Below are 17,018 nucleotides of genomic sequence, written 5' to 3'. Positions count from 1 at the left end.
TCGCGCCTTCGTGAAAATCCCCCACGAGTCAGAAATTCATCCGGCTGGTATCATGCGGCTCAGAACCGAAGGAGGACCCGCCAACATGGCAACCATCCGCCATGCCGCGCTCAACCTGATCAAAGCCATACCCGACAAGGCGAGCCTCAAGACCCGAAGAAAGACCCTCGGATGGGACGACGACTATCTCTTCGCAGCTGTCCGAACCGTCACCTCGTGAACTTCGAGCGATCGCCCTGCTGTCGCGACCCTCACTCGACGAAGGTCAGCCGGCCGGAGGCGAGCTCGACGTTGCGCAGGCGGCGGATGAAGCTCATGCCGAGGAGATTGGTGCCGAGCGCACGTTCGGGCATCACCAGCGCCTCGACGTTCTTCACCCGCACGGCACCGACGCGAACCTCGGTGAGGGTGACGCGAGCGGCGCGGGCGGTGCCGTTGGCGGTGGCGATCGGCACGGTGTAGTCGGACGGCAGCAGCGGGCGGACGCCGATCGCCGCCGCGTCCTCGTTGCGCAGGGCGACGGAGGTGGCGCCGGTGTCGACCATGACGGCGACGGCGCGGCCGTTGATCGCCGCCTCGGTCAGGAAGTGACCGCGCGAATCGGACTTGAGGGTGACGGTACGTCCGTGGCTCGGCAGCACACGGGCGGTGGCGCCGGCGCCTTCTTCGACGCGATAGCCGACGGCCCGCGTCTCCATGGCGACGGGGCGTTCGGTGACGAAGGCGACGACGTGCAGGAGCCACGGCACCCAGGCCGGGGACATGAGCGCCGCCATCGCGCCGAAGAGGGTCAGTCGCAGGGCATTGCGATACATGGCCTGGGCATCTCCGATCCCGGTCGATGCTAGGCGCATGGGACTAACGAGTTCTGAAGACCGGCGTCGCAATTGGCCGCGAATGTCGAATTTCAGGCGGAAACGGCCGCTTCCAGGCGTGCGCCGGCGGCGAAACGGCGGATCTCGGCGAGGTCGCGGAAGCTCGTCTGGGCGCCGGTCTCGCGGCAGGCGAGCGCGCCGGCGGCGAGGCCCTGGCGCAGGGCGGTCTCGACGCTCTCGCCGCGATCGAGGGCGGCCGCCAGCGCGCCGCACAGGGCGTCGCCGGCGCCGGTCGAATCGACGGCGGTGACGGTCGGCGAGGTGCCGATCAGGGTGGGCCCGTCGGGGCGGGCGGCGACGAGGCCGCGCGGCCCCAGGGTGACGACGACCAGAGTGGCGAAGCGCTCCGCCGCGGCCTCGGCGAAGGCGCGGTACTCGTGCGGCAGGCCGAAGAGCGCGGCGTAGCCGCGCGCTTCGTGTTCGTTGACGACGACCACGTCGGCGGCGGCGAAGGCGGTCTCGGCGATCGATTCGGCGGGGGCGGCGTTGTAGACGATGCGGGCGCCGGCGGACCGGGCCCGGGCGATGGCGCGTTCGACCTCCGTCGTTCCCAGCGAATTCTGGGTGAGGAGGGTGACGCCGGGGCCGAGGAGGCCGTCGAGCTGATCGGCGCGGGTGGCGCGATTGGCAGCGTCGGCGCCGATCATCAGGTTCTCGCCCGTGGGATCGACGGCGATCATCTGGGCACCGGTCGGGCTGTCGGAGCGGCGGACGCGGGAGAGATCGACGCCGAGCCGCTTCGCGCCCTCGAGCGCCACGTCGGCGAAGCCGTCGCGGCCGACGCAGCCGACCAACGTCACCTTCGCCCCGGCGAGCGCCGCCGCCACCGCCTGGTTGGCCCCCTTGCCGCCGGGAAAGAGCTGGTAGTCGCGTCCCTTGACGGTCTCGCCGGGGACCGGGAAGCGCGGCACGACCGTGACCATGTCGACGTTGATGGTGCCGAAGGCGACGATCACGGCCCCCTCCCCCGCCCGTCACCTGGTCCCGTACATGCGGTCGCCGGCGTCGCCGAGACCGGGGACGATGTAGCCGTGATCGTTGAGATGATCGTCGATCGCGGCGGTGTAGATCGGCACGTCGGGATGCTCGGTACGGAAGCGGTCGACGCCCTCCGGCGCCGCGAGCAGGCAGACGAAGATGATGCGGTGGGCGCCGGCCTGCTTCAACCGCTCGATGGCGGCGCAGGCGGAATTGGCGGTCGCCAGCATCGGATCGAGGACGATGACGGTGCGGTCGGCGATGTCCTCGGGCGCCTTGAAGTAGTACTCGACCGCCTTCAGCGTCTTCGGATCGCGGTAGAGGCCGACATGGGCGACGCGGGCGGAAGGCACCAGTTCCAGCATGCCCTCGAGCAGGCCCATGCCGGCGCGCAGGATCGGCGCGAAGACCAGCTTCTTACCCTCGAGCATGGGCGCGCGGATCGCCTTCAGCGGCGTCTCGATGTCGACCATGGTCAACTCGAGGTCGCGGGTCGCTTCGTAGCAGAGCAGCAGCGAGATCTCGCGCAGGAGCTCGCGGAAACTCTTGGTGGAGGCGGTCTTGTCGCGCATCAGCGTCAGCTTGTGCGCCACCAGCGGATGGTCGACCACCGTCACGCCGTTCGCCGTCATCACCCTTCTCCTCACCTGTTCGCTCGGCGTCGACCATAACCGACGACACCCGTGCCGCAAGGGCGCGACCGCGTCGGTCCACCGCTCGTTGCCGCGACTTCCTTGCGACGCGCCCCCCTTCGGGCGAGACTCGATGGCTCGACCGAGACGAGCGGCGGGCGATTCGCCGCCGCCCCACCCGCGGAGATGGAGGACGCCGCCGCCGATGACCGAGGATCAGGCCCCCGTCGATCCCACCCTCTCCCGCGCGGCCCGGCGGATGCTGACGGCGAGCGCGGTGAGGGAGCGCGCCAATCGGCTGTTCGACCTCGCTCTGATGGATCGGCTCGAGCATTTCACCGTCGATCTCTCCCGCCTCGACACCACCGCCCGCTTCGTCGCCGAACTGACGCGCTCGGAACACCCGGCGCTCGAGGTGCCGCCGCACGCCCGCTGGCGCGACTTCGACGTCGGCGAGTGCGACCGCTGGGGCATGCTCGCGGCGGCGCGCGAGTGGACGGACGAACGCGAGATCGGCCGCGCCGCGGTCGATCTGGCCACGGTGTCTGTGCTGACGGACGCCGGTGCCGGGCCGCGCTGGGTCTATGCCGAGGCTTCGACCGGCGAGACCTACGCGCGCTCGGAGGGACTGGCGGTCGCGTCGCTCGCCATGTTCGCCTCCGGCATCTTCTCCTCCGAGCCGTTCGATCCCTTGCGCGCCGATGCGCGGGCGCTGGCCGGACTGACGGCCGAGGAGTTGGCCGACGGCTTCCAGGTCTCGACCTCCAATCCGCTGGTCGGTCTCGAGGGCCGGCTCGGGCTGATCAACCGTCTGGGGCAGGCGATGGCCTACCGCGGCGACATCTTCACCACCGACGACGGCTCGATCCGGCCGGGCGGCTTGGTCGACCATCTCTTCCGCCTCTTCCCCGACGGGCGGGTGCCGGCACCGCGGGTGCTCGAGATCCTGCTCGACGGGCTCGGCGGGGTGTGGCCGGGGTCCTATCTCCTCGGCGGGGTGCCGCTCGGCGACACCTGGATCCATCGCAAGCTGGTCACCGACGACGCCACCTCCGGGCTGATGCCGCTGCACAAGGCGCCGCAGTGGCTGACCTATTCGCTGATCGAGCCGCTGACCTGGGCCGGGCTCGAGATCACCGATCTCGACGGGCTGACCGGCCTCTCCTGCTACCGCAACGGTGGGCTGATGATCGATTCCGGGCTGCTGCAGCTGCGCGACCGATCGCAGCTCGCCCATGTCCATCCGATCGATTCGGAACTGGTGGTGGAGTGGCGGGCGCTGACCGTGGCGCTGATCGACCGGCTCGCCGGGGTGGTGCGGCAGATCCTCGACCGTAACGCCTGGAACTTCCCGCTCGCCTGCGTGCTCGAGGGCGGCACCTGGCTCGCCGGCCGCCGTCTGGCGCGCGAGATCCGCCCCGACGGCTCGCCGCCGCTGATGGTGGAGAGCGACGGAACGGTGTTCTGAGCGGCGACGGCCGGATCGGTAGGAAAAAACACAACCGAAGTGAAGCTCAAATCGGCTTCAATAACGAAGCGAAATAGTAGAAGTCACTAACCGCCTCTCTGAGCTTGCCCGACCGAAGCAGTCCGAGGAACTCTGCGAAGGCACGCGCTTGGCAATTAACTTGTTTAGAAGGGTTGAATTCGATATCCGTGAAAGCCTCGTAGCGGATCTTCCTCTCGATCCAATCAAAATGCGGAGCGATGGCACGGATGTAGAGCCAATCGTAGAACGCGTTCTTGGGACTGAGTGGGTAGCGAACCCCTTCCAACTCGAACGCGATCAACTGCCCACAGTCCGTCTCCCGGACGGCACGCTTCGCCTCACGCGGAGCCAAGTGAAAAAATTCCTCCCGCGGGCCGCATCGCTCGAAGACCTTGGATCCCTGATAGACACTCTCAAGGCCGTACATCTCACCGTCGACCTCGAGCTTCAGACTGAAGGCGCTCAACCTTCGACCCACCTCGATTTCCGACTTGGACGAAATTTCGAGAAGGGAGTTGAGACCCCTCCCCATCGCTGCCTCGTGCAGCGCCTTGACGTTCTTCTTCTTCTGAACCTCGGCAAATCCCGGCGCCCAGTCGAATTCGATCGGGATCTCGTCGACGAGGAATCTGCCGGTCTCTCTCGGCACGAAGACGGGTCGGACGGCCATCAGCGAAAATCCAGGATCATTTGGACGGGGACGCATCCGGGTATCAGGATTTCATACTTCTCGGCGGCCCTCAACCTCAGTTGGATTTCCGGATCGCGCCAAACCATTTGCTTGTAGAGGACCTCGGTATCCACATCCGGTAGTGCTTCCGCGAGATCGACGATTCTCGTATCGGCGGCATTTGCGACTCCGAATGCAAATCTAACTCCTGGAAGTTCCAGTACGCTGGTGTCGATCCTGAGATAACGCGGGTCTAGGATACGCCCGTCGTTCCGAGCCACATGCTCCATCGGATGATTTTTAGTCAGGCATAGACTGACATAGTCGGATATCCCACAGGCCTCGTCGAGACGATGACTCAGGTCATTGCCCCCCGGTCGTTCGGGCGCGAACCCGCTGGTCCGCATCCGTTGCTTCGAAAGCAATCCATGCATTCGAATCGTGGGCAGATTGGAGGCATCGGTGAAGTGATACAGACTGCGATGAACATGACCGGATCTTACCTTTTGGGCGAATTCTTTCGGGGTCACACTCGACTCCTGCGAGCGAAGAATGGGTAGCCTATTTTCGCGAGACCGAATGGAATTGCAATATATGCGGGTATATGAGGATCATACGTTGTTCGATTCGGATCAGGGCGCCGCAGTTCCCATCCGCGGCTTCGGGTCGCGTAGGATCAGCCGCGGCTCGGCGGCGAGGGTCAGGCGCTCGGCGAAATCGATCAGGGAGAGGGTCGGCGAGGAACGGAAGAACTGGGCGTCGGGGACATCCATCCACAGGCGATCGGCCCAGGCCCAGACCTCGAAGGGGGTGTCGCCGATGCCGTCGCCGTCGCGGTCGAAGCCCTCGAAGGCGTCCCAGTGGTTGTCGCGCCAGACGCTCTTCAGCGCCGTGCCGCCGCCGCGCACCACCACTTCCCCATGGTTGCCGGTGAAGGCGTTGGCCTCGAAGAGGTTGCCGGCGAGCGAGGAGTGCAGCATCACCGCGGTGCCGGAGAAGGCGATGCGATTGGCCCGGAAGAGATTGGTGTCGTCCGGATCGCCGGGCGAGCCGTCGAGATAGACGGCGACGGAATTGGCGACGAGGTCGTTGCTCAGGACGCGAACGCGGCTCGCGTCCTTGAGGACCAGCCCCTGGCCGGCGATGTCGCGCCCCGAACGGATGAAGTTGCCCTCGATCGCGACGTCCTCGGAGAAGACCACCATCATCCCGACGGCATTGCCGTCGAAGCGGTTGGCGCGGATCTCGATGTCGGTCGACTGGAGGATCTGCACGCCGTAGCGGCTGTCGGCGACGGTGTTGCCGACGAGGCGATTGCCGGGGGCGTGGATGGCGAAGCCGTCGCGGACGCGGAAGATGTCGTTGGCCTCGACGAGATTGCCGGTCGAGTACCACAGCCGGATCGCGTCGCCACGGCGCTCCTCCGGCAGGTTCTTGGAAGTGATGCGGTTGCGGCGGACGATGTTGCCGTTCGCCTGCTGCAACTGGATGCCGTAGAGGCAATCTTCGATCATCAGATCCTCGACGATGCCGTTGGCGCCGGCGAGCCTGAGCGCCGCGTCGATGCCGTCGTTGCGATCGCCCGAGCCGCGCAGCGTCAGGCCGGAGACGGTGACGCCGTCGGCTTCGACCGCCAGCACCGTGCCCACGCCGCCGCCGTCGATCGTCGCCCGGCCGCCGCCGCGCAGCACCATCGGCTTGGCGATCACCGCCGGGCCGGCGTAGAGGCCGGGCGAGAGCCGCAGCGTCGTCCCGGCGGGGGTGGCGTCGATGAGCGGTTGGAGCGGGCGGACGACGGCGGGCGCCGACGGCGGGGCGGCCGGAACGACCAGACGCACCGCGCCGAGAAGCGCGAACGCGACGGCGAGCGCCGCGCGGCGCGGCCATCGTGCTCCTGTCGAGCCGGTCGTGTCGTCGTCGTGCGTCAACGTCTCTCCGCCGTTCCTCGGCCTCCGCCGCCCGTCGGGGCAGAGAGGCGAAGATGCCCCGATTGCCGACGCCGGTCCTCGAGATCGGACAAGTGCGGCGATCGGTATTCGTGAACGACGAAGGGCGGCCTCGCGGCCGCCCTTCGATGGTCTCGCGGAGCCCGGGTCTCAGCCCTCGACGGCCGAGAAGTCGAGCGGCACGCCGGTCGCCGCCGTGAGGTCGGCGATGCCGACGCCCGGGGCCATCTCGAGCACTTTCAAGCCTTCTTCGGTCACGTCGATCACCGCCAGATCGGTGATGATACGGTCGACCACACCCTGGCCGGTCAGCGGCAGGGTGCATTCGGGGACGATCTTGTGGACGCCGCCCTTGGCGACGTGCTCCATCAGCACGATGACGCGGCGGACGCCGGCGACGAGATCCATGGCGCCGCCCATGCCCTTGACCATCGAACCGGGGATCATCCAGTTGGCGAGGTCGCCGTCCTTCGACACCTGCATGGCGCCGAGGATGGCGAGATTGATGTGGCCGCCACGGATCATGGCGAAACTGTCGGCCGAGGAGAAGAACGAGGCGCCGGGCAGCGCCGTCACCGTCTGCTTGCCGGCGTTGATGAGATCGGCGTCGAGCTCCAGCTCGGTCGGGAAGGGGCCGATGCCGAGCAGGCCGTTCTCCGATTGCAGCCACACCTTCATCCCCTCCGGGATGTAGTTGGCGACGAGGGTCGGCAGGCCGATGCCGAGATTGACATAGAAGCCGTCTTCGAGCTCACGGGCGGCGCGGGCCGCCATTTCGTCACGCGTCCAGGGCATGGGGCGTTCCTCCTCAGGCGGTCTTGCGCAGAGTGCGCTGTTCGATGCGCTTCTCCGGATTGGCGTTCAGGACGAGACGCTGCACGAAGATGCCGGGGGTGTGGATCTCGTCCGGGTCGAGCGAGCCGATCGGCACGATCTCCTCGACCTCGGCGATGGTGACGCGGCCGGCCATGGCGCACATCGGATTGAAGTTCCGCGCGGTCTTCCGATAGATCAGGTTGCCGGAGGTGTCGGCGCGCCAGGCTTTGACCAGGGCGACGTCGGTGACGATGCCGCGCTCCATGACGTATTTGCGGCCGTCGAACTCGCGCACTTCCTTGCCGTCGGCGACCACGGTGCCGACGCCGGTGGCGGTGAAGAAGGCCGGGATGCCGGCGCCGCCGGCGCGCAGACGCTCGGCGAGCGTGCCCTGCGGCGCGAATTCGAGTTCGAGCTCGCCGGAGAGGAACTGCTGGGCGAAGAGCTTGTTCTCGCCGACGTAGGACGAGATCATCTTCTTGATCTGACGGGTCTCGAGCAGCAGGCCGAGGCCGAAGCCGTCGACGCCGGCGTTGTTGGAGACGCAGGTGAGGCCGGTGACGCCCGAGTCGCGCAGCGCCTCGATCAGGGCCTCGGGAATGCCGCACAGACCGAAGCCGCCGACGGCGAAGGTCTGTCCGTCCTTCACCACGCCCTCGAGGGCCGCGGCGGCGTTCGGAAAGAGTTTTTTCATGTGTCCCGTCTTCCTCGGTGATGGATGAGACGAAGTGGCCGTGGTCCGCCGATGCGAAGCGCCGGGGAGGCGTTCGCGATGCCGTCCCGTCCGCCGCGGCGGACGGGATGCGGGCCATCGTGCGCCGCACACTACAGGACTCGCGCCGCGGTGCGAAAGCCCGCGGCGACCGCGACCTTCGTTTTGGTCGCGGAGCGGACACGGGGGATAATCGGGCCGGCGCGGACGCGCGGACTGGAAACGGACGAGCCGCCTCACTAAGGTCCACGGCCCCGCAGCTCGCTCGGAGATCCGCCATGACCGCCGCTCTCGACCCGCAGGTCGCCGCCCGTATCGCGACGCAGATCGCCGCCGAGATCGGCTGCCGGCCGGCACAGGTCTCCGCCGCGGTCGGACTGCTCGACGAGGGTTCGACCGTTCCCTTCGTGGCGCGCTACCGCAAGGAGGCGACCGGCGGTCTCGACGACACCCAACTGCGCACGCTCGAGGAACGTCTCGCCTACCTGCGCGAGATGGAAGCGCGCCGCATCGCGGTGATCGAGTCGATCCGCGGCCAGGGCAAGTTGACGCCGGAGCTCGAAGAGAAACTGGCCAGAGCCTCGACCAAGGCGGAGATCGAGGATCTCTATCTGCCCTTCAAGCCGAAGCGGCGGACCCGCGCCGAGATCGCCCGCGAGAAGGGCCTCGGACCGCTCGCCGAGCAGATCCTCGCCGATCGCGCGGTCGACCCGAAGGCGCTCGCCGCCCAGTTCGTCACGGAAGAGGTCGCCGACGTGAAGGCGGCGCTCGACGGGGCGCGCGACATCCTCACCGAGCAGTTCGCCGAGAACGCCGAACTGGTCGGCCGGCTGCGCAGCCATGTCCAGAGCGGCGCGCGGCTGCGCTCCAAGGTCGTCGAGGGCAAGGAGCAGGCGGGCGAGAAGTTCGCCGACTATTTCGACCACGTCGAGCGCCTCGCCGACGTGCCGAGTCATCGCGCGCTCGCCATGCTGCGCGGTCGCAACGAGGAGGTGCTGTCGCTCGACGTCGAGGTCGATGCCGACGACACGAGCCCGGTGAAGCCGGTCGAGCGGATGATCTCGCAAGCCTTCGGCATCGAGTTGCCGTCGGCGACCCGCAAGCCGGGCGCGGCCGACCAGTGGCTCTTCGACGTGGCGCGCTGGTGCTGGCGGGTGAAGCTGTCGCTGTCGCTGTCGATCGAGGTGATGGGGGCGATGCGGGAGAAGGCGGAGGAGGAGGCGATCCGCGTCTTCGCCCACAATCTCCAGGACCTGCTGCTCGCTGCGCCGGCCGGGACGCGCGCCACCCTGGGGCTCGACCCGGGCATCCGGACGGGCGTCAAGGTCGCGGTGGTCGACGCCACCGGCAAGGTGGTCGAGACCACCACCGTCTACCCGTTCCCGCCGAAGCAGGACGTGCAGGGGACGCTGGCGACGCTGAAGCACCTGATCCAGAAGCATCGCGTCGAGCTGGTCGCCATCGGCAACGGCACCGGCAGCCGCGAGACCGATCGGCTTGTCGCCCATCTGATCGGCGAGATGGCGCCGCCGAAGCCGATCAAGGTGATCGTCTCGGAGGCCGGCGCCTCGGTCTATTCGGCCTCGGCGCTCGCCGCGGCGGAGATGCCGACCCTCGACGTCTCGCTTCGCGGCGCGGTGTCGATCGCCCGGCGACTGCAGGACCCGCTCGCCGAGTTGGTGAAGATCGAGCCCAAGGCGATCGGCGTCGGGCAATATCAGCACGACGTCGATCAGGCGCGGCTGGCACGCGCGCTCGACGCGGTGGTCGAGGACGCGGTCAACGCCGTCGGCGTCGATCTCAACACGGCGTCGGCGTCGCTGCTCGCCCGCGTCTCCGGTCTCGGCACGGCGCTCGCCCAGGCGATCGTCGACCATCGCGACGCCGTCGGCCGCTTCCGCAATCGCAAGCAGCTGCTCGAGGTGGCGCGGCTCGGGCCGAAGACCTTCGAACAGGCGGCCGGCTTCCTGCGCATCCGCGACGGCGACGAGCCGCTCGACGCCTCCTCCGTCCACCCGGAGGCCTATGCGGTGGCCAAGCGCATCGTCAAGGCCTGCGGGCGTGACCTGCGCACTCTGATGGGCGACGGGGCGGCGCTGAAGTCGCTCGACCCGCGCAGTTTCGTCGACGAGCGCTTCGGCCTGCCGACGGTGAAGGACATCCTCGCCGAACTGGAAAAGCCCGGCCGCGACCCGCGACCGCACTTCAAGACCGCGGCCTTCGCCGAGGGCATCGAGAAGATCGAGGACCTGAAGCCGGGGATGGTGCTCGAAGGCACCGTGACCAACGTCGCCGCCTTCGGCGCCTTCGTCGACATCGGCGTGCATCAGGACGGGCTCGTCCACGTCTCCCAGCTCGCCGATCGCTTCGTCAAGGATCCGCGCGAGGTGGTGAAGGCCGGCGACGTGGTGAAGGTGCGGGTGGTCGAAGTCGACGCGCGCCGGAAGCGCATCGGTCTCTCGATGCGCAAGGACGACGGCGGGGCGCGGATGGGCGGCGCCGGCGGACGCCCCGGCCCCGATGATCGCCGCGCCCCCCCGCCGAGCGGGCCGAAGGGAGGGCGGCCCGGCCAGACGCCGCCCTCGACGCAGCCCGGCGCGCTGGGGGCGGCGCTGCTCGACGCGTTGCGCAAGAAATGAGCAGTGCCGAGGCGCGCCATACGTAGAGCGTGCGACTGTGCATCCTGAGATTTTTCTGTAGACTCCGCACCGATGAAATGTCGGCGCCGACCGTCCGATTCTTCGCGGAACCGGTGGACGGTGTCGCCAATTCGCGATCTGCTTCCGTTACCGAACGAATCGTCCCCCTGCCGGCGCCTGCGGTGGCCGCGCGCCGACCGGTCCCACGAGAGACAGGAGGGTGAGGTGACGACGAGAGAAGCCGCGCTCGACACCGTACTCGCCGACCTTCTCGCCCGTCACGGGCGTGATCCGGGGCGTCTGCTGCAGATCCTGCTCGACGTCCAGGCCCGCTTCACCCGGGTGCCGCCGGAGGCGGTGCCGAAGCTCGCCGCCGCTCTCGACCTGCCGATCGGCGAGGTGGAGAGCACGGTCGAATTCTATTCCTTCCTGTCGCGGACCCCGGTCGGCGACTATCGGATCCTGTTCTCCGACAACATCACCGACCGGATGCTCGGCAACCAGACGATCCTCGACCACATGGCCAAGCGCCTCGGGGTCAGGGCCGGCGAGGTCTCCGAGGACGGGCTCGTTTCGCTCGACACCACGTCCTGCACCGGCATGTGCGACCAGGGGCCGGCGATCCTGGTCAACGGCATCGCCATCACCCGGATGACGCTGCGCCGCGCCGATCAGGTCTGCGATCTCGTCCGCAACCGGGTGCCGGTCGCCGAATGGCCGGCCGACTTCTTCCGCGTCGAGCACAACATCCGTCGCGCCGACATGCTGCTCGGGGCCGACTTCATGCCCGGTTCGGCGGTGAAGGCGGCGATCGCTCTGGGGCGCGATCGCTTCCTCGAGGAGATGCGGATCTCCAACCTGCGCGGCCGCGGCGGCGCCGGCTTCACCACCGCGGTGAAATGGGAAGCGGCGCGCAACGCGAGCGGCGACGAACGCTACGTCGTCTGCAACGCCGACGAGGGCGAACCGGGCACGTTCAAGGACCGGGTGCTGCTGCAGTACTATCCCGAGCGGGTGTTCGAGGGCATGGCGCTCGCGGCCTACGCCATCGGGGCGCGGCACGGCTTCCTCTATCTGCGCGGCGAGTACCTCTATCTGCGGCCGATGCTCGAGGAGAAGCTCGTCGAGCTGCGGGCACTCGGCGTCCTCGGCCGGTCGATCTTCGGGGTCGGCGACTTCGCCTTCGACATCGAGATCCACATGGGCGCCGGCGCCTATGTCTGCGGCGAGGAGACCGCGCTCATCGAGAGCCTCGAGGGCAAGGCCGGACGGCCGCGCATCCGGCCGCCGTTCCCGGTGACCAGCGGCTATCGCGGCCTGCCGACGGTGGTCAACAACGTCGAGACGCTGTGCAAGGTCACCGAGATCGCGCTGCACGGCGGCGCCTGGTACCGCGGCTACGGCACCAAGCAGTCGACCGGCACCAAGATCCTCTCGGTCTCGGGCGACTGCGCCCGGCCGGGCATCTACGAGTATCCCTTCGGGGTGCGCATCTCGCAGGTGCTCGAGGATTGCGGTGCGGTCCGGCCGCGGGCGGTGCAGATCTCCGGCGCGTCCGGCCAGTGTCTCACCCCGCGCGAATTCGGCCGGCGCATCGCCTTCGAGGACGTGCCGACGGCGGGTGCGCTGATGATCTTCGGCGATCACCGCGACATGTTCGAGGTGGCGCTGAACTTCGCCCACTTCTTCCGTCACGAGAGCTGCGGCTTCTGCACGCCGTGCCGGGTCGGCACGACGATCCAGGCGAAGATCATGGACAAGATCGCCGCCGGACACGGCACCCAGTACGAGATGAACGAGCTCGAGCATCTGCACGAGGTGATGCGCACGGCGAGCCACTGCGGCCTCGGCCAGACCGCCGGTCAGGCGATCGCCGACACCATCGCCGAGTTCCGCGGCGACTACGAGAAACGCCTCGCCCGCCGCGACTTCGAACCCGCCTTCGATCTCGATGCGGCCCTCGCCCGGGCGCGCGAGGTCACCGGCCGCGACGACGCCGACAGCCGGTTGGTCGAAGAGGGCTGGCAGCTCAGGGAGACGACGCGATGAGCGACGACGCCACCTTCATGCTGGACGGGCGCCCGATCCGCTTCGAGGCGGGCCAGTCGATCCTCCAGGCGGCGCTGGCCGCCGGGGCGTTCATCCCCAACCTGTGCCATCACCCGGAGTTCAAGCCGCACGGCTCGTGCAAACTGTGCACGGTCAAGGTCAACGGCCGCGCCTCGTCGGCCTGCACCACCCGGGCGCGGGCCGGCCAGGAGGTCGCCTCCGACACGCCGGAACTGAACCGGCATCGCCGCACCCTGCTGCAGATGCTGTTCGTCGAGGGCAACCACTTCTGCCCGGGCTGCGAGAAGAGCGGCCAGTGCCGGCTGCAGGCGCTCGCCTACGATCTCGAGATGCTCAACCCGCATTACGAGCACTTCTATCCGCCCCGGCCGATCGACGCGTCGCACCCGGACGTGCTGATCGACTTCAACCGCTGCATCCTGTGCGCTCTCTGCGTCCGGGCCTCACGCGACGTCGACGGCAAGACCGTCTTCGCGCTGGCCGGACGCGGCACCGCGCAGCATCTCGTCGTCGACTGCCCGTCGGGCAAACTCGGCGACACCGACTTCGCGGCGACCGACAAGGCGGCCGAGGTCTGCCCGGTCGGGGCGATCCTGCCGAAGCGGGTCGGCTTCGCCGTGCCGATCGGCGAACGGCCCTTCGACATAGAGCCGATCAGCGTCCAGGCGGCCCATGCCGCCCACGCCGAACCGAGGGGATGAACCGATGCGTCACGTCGCCCCCACACCGCCACGCCGCAAGCTGCGCGTCGCCACCGCCTCGCTCGCCGGCTGTTTCGGCTGCCACATGTCGTTCCTCGACATCGACGAGCGGCTGCTCGATCTGATCGATCTGGTGGAGTTCGACCGGTCGCCGATCACCGACATCAAGCACTGCGGCCCCTGCGACATCGGCATCATCGAGGGCGGGGTGTGCAACGCCGAGAACGTCCACGTGCTGTGGGAACTCCGGGCCAACTGCAAGGTCCTGGTGGCGCTCGGGGCCTGTGCGGTCAACGGCGGCCTGCCGGCGCAGAGGAACCACCTCGACGTCGGCAGTTGCCTCGCCCGGGTCTACCGTGACCGGGCCGGCGGCGAGGTGCCCGACGATCCCGAGCTGCCGCTGCTGCTCGACAAGGTCCGGCCGCTCAACGAGGTGGTCCGCATCGACTTCTTCATTCCCGGATGCCCGCCCTCGGGCGACGCCATCTGGAAATACCTCACCGATCTCATCTCGGGCCGGATGCCGCGTCTCGAGCATCCGATGCTGCACTTCGACTGAGGGGAGCGCGCCCATGTTCCGCCTGGAAACCGCCGAGAACCCGCAGACGTTGCGCCGCATCGCCATCGAGCCGCTGACCCGGGTCGAGGGCCACGGCAAGGTGACGTTGCTGCTCGACGACGCCGATCACGTCCATCAGGTGCGCCTCCACATCGTCGAATTCCGCGGCTTCGAGATCTTCATCGAGGGGCGGCCGTTCTGGGAGGTGCCGATCTCGGTGCAGCGGCTGTGCGGCATCTGCCCGGTGTCGCATCTGCTCGCCGCCACCAAGGCGATGGACCTGATCGCCGGCTACGACCGGCTGACGCCGACGGCGGAGAAGATCCGCCGGCTGATGCACTACGGCCAGATGATGCAGAGCCATGCGCTGCATTTCTTCCACCTCTCCTCGCCCGACCTCCTCCTCGGCTTCGACAGCGAGCCGACCCGCCGCAACATCGTCGGCGTGGCGCGCGAGTTCCCGGAGATCGCCAAGCAGGGCGTTTTCCTACGCAAGTACGGCCAGGAGGTGATCCGCCACACCGCCGGCAAGCGCATCCACGGCACCGGCGCCGTCCCGGGTGGCGTCAACAAGGGGATCAGCCGGGCCGAGCGCGACGAGATGCGCCGCGACATCGACCGGATGATCGAGTGGGCGCTCTCCGCCGTCCATCTGGTGGCCGAGCTGCATCGCGCCAAGCCCGAGTTCTACGACCACTTCGGCGAGTTCTCCTCCGCCATGATGAGCCTCGTCGACGCCGACGGCGCGATGGACTTCTACCACGGGGGCCTGCGCGCCCTCGACGCGGACGGCGGCACGATCTTCGACGGCGTCGACTATAGCGGCTACCAGCAGGTGCTGGAGGAAGAGGTCAAGCCGTGGAGCTACATGAAGTTCCCGCACATCCGCTCGCTCGGGCCGGAGAACGGCTGGTACAAGGTCGGCCCGCTCGCCCGCGTCCAGACCTGCGACCGCATCCCGACGCCACTCGCCGAGATGGAGCGCCGCAAGCTCGTCGCCCGCGGCGAGGGCAAGCCGGTGATGGGCACGCTCTACTATCACTGGGCGCGGCTGATCGAGCTTCTGCATGCGACGGAGGTGATCCGCGATCTGCTCGACGATCCGGACCTGCTCGGTTCGGATCTGATGGCCGACAAGGGTGAGCGGCGATCGGAAGCGGTCGGCGTCATCGAGGCGCCGCGCGGCACGCTCTTCCACCACTACCGGGTGGACGAGAACGACCAGGTCACCTTCTGCAATCTCATCGTCTCGACGACCAACAACAATCAGGCGATGAACGAGGCGATCCGGTCGGTGGCGCTCAGCCATCTCGACGGCAAGACCATCACCGAGGGGCTGCTCAACCACATCGAGGTGGCGATCCGCGCCTACGATCCGTGCCTCTCCTGCGCCACCCACGCGCTCGGCAAGATGCCGCTCGAGGTCGATCTCATCGACGCCGAAGGCACGCTCGTCCAGCGTGCCCGGCGCAACATGGGTCCCGAGCGTTGAACGAGGCGGCGACGGCGGGGACGGCGAACCGGCTCGTCGTCCTCGGCTGGGGCAACGACGCGCGCGGCGACGACGGGCTCGGACCGCTGCTGCTAGGCCGCATCGCCGCGCTCGATCTTCCCCATGTGACGGTGGTCGAGGACTTCCAGCTGCAGATCGAACACGCGATGGACCTCGAGGCGGCCGATCTCGCGCTCTTCCTCGACGCTTCCGTCGCGGCGCCCGCGCCGTTCGCCTTCACCGAGACGGGCCCGCGCGACGACGCTTCGCATTCGACCCACGCGCTGTCGCCGGAGGCGGTACTCGCGGTCTTCGCCCGGGTGCTCGGCCGCGATCCGCCGCCGGCCTTCGTGCTGGCGATGCGCGGCGAGGCCTTCGAACTCGGCAGCGGGCTCGGCGCGGCGGCGGCCGAGGGGCTGGACGCGGCCTGGGCCTTCGTGTGGCCGCTGATCGAGACGCCGGACGTCGAGGTGTGGCGAGGCAAAGTGACGGGGTGAGTGGCCACAGGGTCGCACCCTCTCTCACCGACAGCTCGATCGCTGCTCGGCGGGGATGTCCGTGCGCGATGGTTCGGGGCCGGCCTGCGGCCGGCACCTCACCATGAAGCCTCGGCGATCATCGGCACGAAATCAGGCGCTTCATGGTGAGGTGCGAGCGGAGCGAGCCTCGAACCATCGCGCACGGACGTGGTCCGGTCCGACACCTGCCTTCGAGGCGTCGCGCGATCCTCGGGCCGGCCGGTTCGGGTCGCTCCATTCATCCTCATGTTCGTTGATCGACCTCAAGGACGGAACCGTCGCGAAGGTGAAATGGTCGGGCGTGGTTCGATCGCATCGGGCGGCCGGACCCGATGGGTGTCTGCACCGGAACCGCGATGACCGAAGCTTCGATCCCCCACTTTCCCCGCCTCGTCGACCATCTGGTGGCGCGGCTGCCGACGCTGCCGCTCGATCTGGCGCTGAGGCGGTTCATCACCTCGCTGACCGAGCGCCATCCGTCGCTGTTCTCGCGGCTCGACGATCAGGCGCGCAAGACCTTCCTGATCGATCCGACCGACGTGTCGATCGCCTTCCTGCTCCGGCCGGACCCGGCGCTACCGCGGCTCGAGGCGGTGAAGCGGGCGCCCGACGGGACGATCGTGGCGGCGCGTGACGCGCGCATCGCCGGGCCGCTCGCCGCGCTCGTCGGCATGGTTCACGGGGCGCTCGACGGCGACGCGCTGTTCTTCTCGCGCGACATCGTCATCGAGGGCGACACCGAGGCGGTGCTGGCGCTGAGGAACGCCGTCGACGACAGCGAGATCGATCTGGCGGACGAGGTCGCGGCGATCACCGGGCCGGCGTCGAAATTCGTCGCCGAGATCTTCCGCCGCGCCGCGCCGGTGGCGGAGCGGATGACCGGTGTCACGCTCACTCGCGCCGGAGGCACGACGGCATGAA

The 17,018-nt window shown here is 68.4% G+C and carries 16 protein-coding genes and 1 pseudogene; 9 read left to right on the top strand and 8 right to left on the bottom strand.

Annotated elements, in window-relative coordinates; translation table 11 throughout:
• Positions 1 to 220 (top strand): annotated as a pseudogene (locus V7Q42_RS07020) (hypothetical protein); the annotation flags it as partial.
• 31 nt (positions 221 to 251) lie between these two features.
• Here the strand turns inward: V7Q42_RS07020 and V7Q42_RS07015 are convergent.
• From V7Q42_RS07015 to upp, 3 genes are all read right to left on the bottom strand, one after another.
• Complete coding sequence (locus V7Q42_RS07015) at positions 252 to 815, bottom strand: retropepsin-like aspartic protease family protein (protein ID WP_333823195.1); 564 nt, start codon at positions 813 to 815, stop codon at positions 252 to 254.
• 92 nt (positions 816 to 907) lie between these two features.
• Positions 908 to 1,831 (bottom strand): PfkB family carbohydrate kinase, encoded by a 924-nt coding sequence (locus tag V7Q42_RS07010; protein WP_333823194.1) that lies wholly within the window; start codon positions 1,829 to 1,831, stop codon positions 908 to 910.
• Between the two features lie 18 nt (positions 1,832 to 1,849).
• Positions 1,850 to 2,485, bottom strand: a complete 636-nt coding sequence (upp, locus tag V7Q42_RS07005) for a uracil phosphoribosyltransferase (RefSeq protein WP_333823193.1) — start codon at positions 2,483 to 2,485, stop codon at positions 1,850 to 1,852.
• 205 nt (positions 2,486 to 2,690) lie between these two features.
• Here upp and V7Q42_RS07000 point away from each other — a divergent pair, with 205 nt between their 5' ends.
• Positions 2,691 to 3,953: a DUF1688 family protein gene (locus V7Q42_RS07000; protein ID WP_333823192.1), complete on the top strand. Its 1,263-nt coding sequence runs from the start codon at positions 2,691 to 2,693 to the stop codon at positions 3,951 to 3,953.
• 46 nt (positions 3,954 to 3,999) lie between these two features.
• Here V7Q42_RS07000 and V7Q42_RS06995 read toward each other — a convergent pair whose 3' ends face one another.
• The 5 genes from V7Q42_RS06995 to V7Q42_RS06975 all read right to left on the bottom strand — a co-directional run bounded on the left by V7Q42_RS06995 (position 4,000) and on the right by V7Q42_RS06975 (position 8,100).
• The gene (locus V7Q42_RS06995) at positions 4,000 to 4,644 is read right to left on the bottom strand and encodes a DarT1-associated NADAR antitoxin family protein (protein ID WP_333823191.1); all 645 of its coding nucleotides are present in this window, start codon (positions 4,642 to 4,644) and stop codon (positions 4,000 to 4,002) included.
• On the bottom strand, positions 4,644 to 5,174 hold the full coding sequence (locus V7Q42_RS06990; protein ID WP_333823190.1) for a DarT ssDNA thymidine ADP-ribosyltransferase family protein: 531 nt from the start codon (positions 5,172 to 5,174) through the stop codon (positions 4,644 to 4,646). The genes V7Q42_RS06995 and V7Q42_RS06990 overlap by 1 nt, the downstream gene beginning before the upstream one ends.
• 102 nt (positions 5,175 to 5,276) lie before the next feature.
• Entirely contained in the window at positions 5,277 to 6,572 is a 1,296-nt protein-coding gene (gene nosD / locus V7Q42_RS06985; RefSeq protein WP_333823189.1) for a nitrous oxide reductase family maturation protein NosD, read from the bottom strand.
• Between the two features lie 168 nt (positions 6,573 to 6,740).
• Positions 6,741 to 7,385 carry a CoA transferase subunit B gene (locus V7Q42_RS06980; RefSeq protein ID WP_333823188.1) on the bottom strand — a complete coding sequence of 215 codons (645 nt, stop codon included), beginning with the start codon at positions 7,383 to 7,385 and terminating at the stop codon, positions 6,741 to 6,743.
• A gap of 13 nt (positions 7,386 to 7,398) precedes the next feature.
• Entirely contained in the window at positions 7,399 to 8,100 is a 702-nt protein-coding gene (locus V7Q42_RS06975) for a CoA transferase subunit A (protein ID WP_333823187.1), read from the bottom strand.
• 296 nt (positions 8,101 to 8,396) lie between these two features.
• On the opposite strand from V7Q42_RS06975, the gene V7Q42_RS06970 reads away from it, so the two are divergent.
• The 7 genes from V7Q42_RS06970 (at position 8,397) to ubiT (ending at position 17,017) form a co-directional block, all read left to right on the top strand.
• Complete coding sequence (locus tag V7Q42_RS06970; protein WP_333823186.1) at positions 8,397 to 10,757, top strand: Tex family protein; 2,361 nt, start codon at positions 8,397 to 8,399, stop codon at positions 10,755 to 10,757.
• Positions 10,758 to 10,982: 225 nt separating this feature from the next.
• Positions 10,983 to 12,806 carry an NAD(P)H-dependent oxidoreductase subunit E gene (locus V7Q42_RS06965; protein ID WP_333823185.1) on the top strand — a complete coding sequence of 608 codons (1,824 nt, stop codon included), beginning with the start codon at positions 10,983 to 10,985 and terminating at the stop codon, positions 12,804 to 12,806.
• On the top strand, positions 12,803 to 13,528 hold the full coding sequence (locus tag V7Q42_RS06960; protein WP_333823184.1) for a 2Fe-2S iron-sulfur cluster-binding protein: 726 nt from the start codon (positions 12,803 to 12,805) through the stop codon (positions 13,526 to 13,528). The genes V7Q42_RS06965 and V7Q42_RS06960 overlap by 4 nt, the downstream gene beginning before the upstream one ends.
• Before the next feature lie 4 nt (positions 13,529 to 13,532).
• Positions 13,533 to 14,087, top strand: a complete 555-nt coding sequence (locus V7Q42_RS06955; RefSeq protein WP_333823183.1) for an NADP oxidoreductase — start codon at positions 13,533 to 13,535, stop codon at positions 14,085 to 14,087.
• Between the two features lie 13 nt (positions 14,088 to 14,100).
• The gene (locus tag V7Q42_RS06950; RefSeq protein WP_333823182.1) at positions 14,101 to 15,579 is read left to right on the top strand and encodes a Ni/Fe hydrogenase subunit alpha; all 1,479 of its coding nucleotides are present in this window, start codon (positions 14,101 to 14,103) and stop codon (positions 15,577 to 15,579) included.
• Positions 15,576 to 16,076 (top strand): hydrogenase maturation protease, encoded by a 501-nt coding sequence (locus V7Q42_RS06945; RefSeq protein WP_333823181.1) that lies wholly within the window; start codon positions 15,576 to 15,578, stop codon positions 16,074 to 16,076. Before V7Q42_RS06950 ends, V7Q42_RS06945 begins: the two co-directional genes overlap by 4 nt.
• A 377-nt stretch (positions 16,077 to 16,453) precedes the next feature.
• On the top strand, positions 16,454 to 17,017 hold the full coding sequence (gene ubiT, locus V7Q42_RS06940) for a ubiquinone anaerobic biosynthesis accessory factor UbiT (RefSeq protein WP_333823179.1): 564 nt from the start codon (positions 16,454 to 16,456) through the stop codon (positions 17,015 to 17,017).
• Position 17,018 lies beyond the last annotated feature (1 nt).

This window comes from Pinisolibacter sp. (assembly GCF_036782435.1).
GTDB lineage: Bacteria > Pseudomonadota > Alphaproteobacteria > Rhizobiales > Ancalomicrobiaceae > CALBKH01.
Note: the sequence above shows the minus strand (reverse complement) of the source record. Positions and strands in the feature narration are given on the sequence as shown.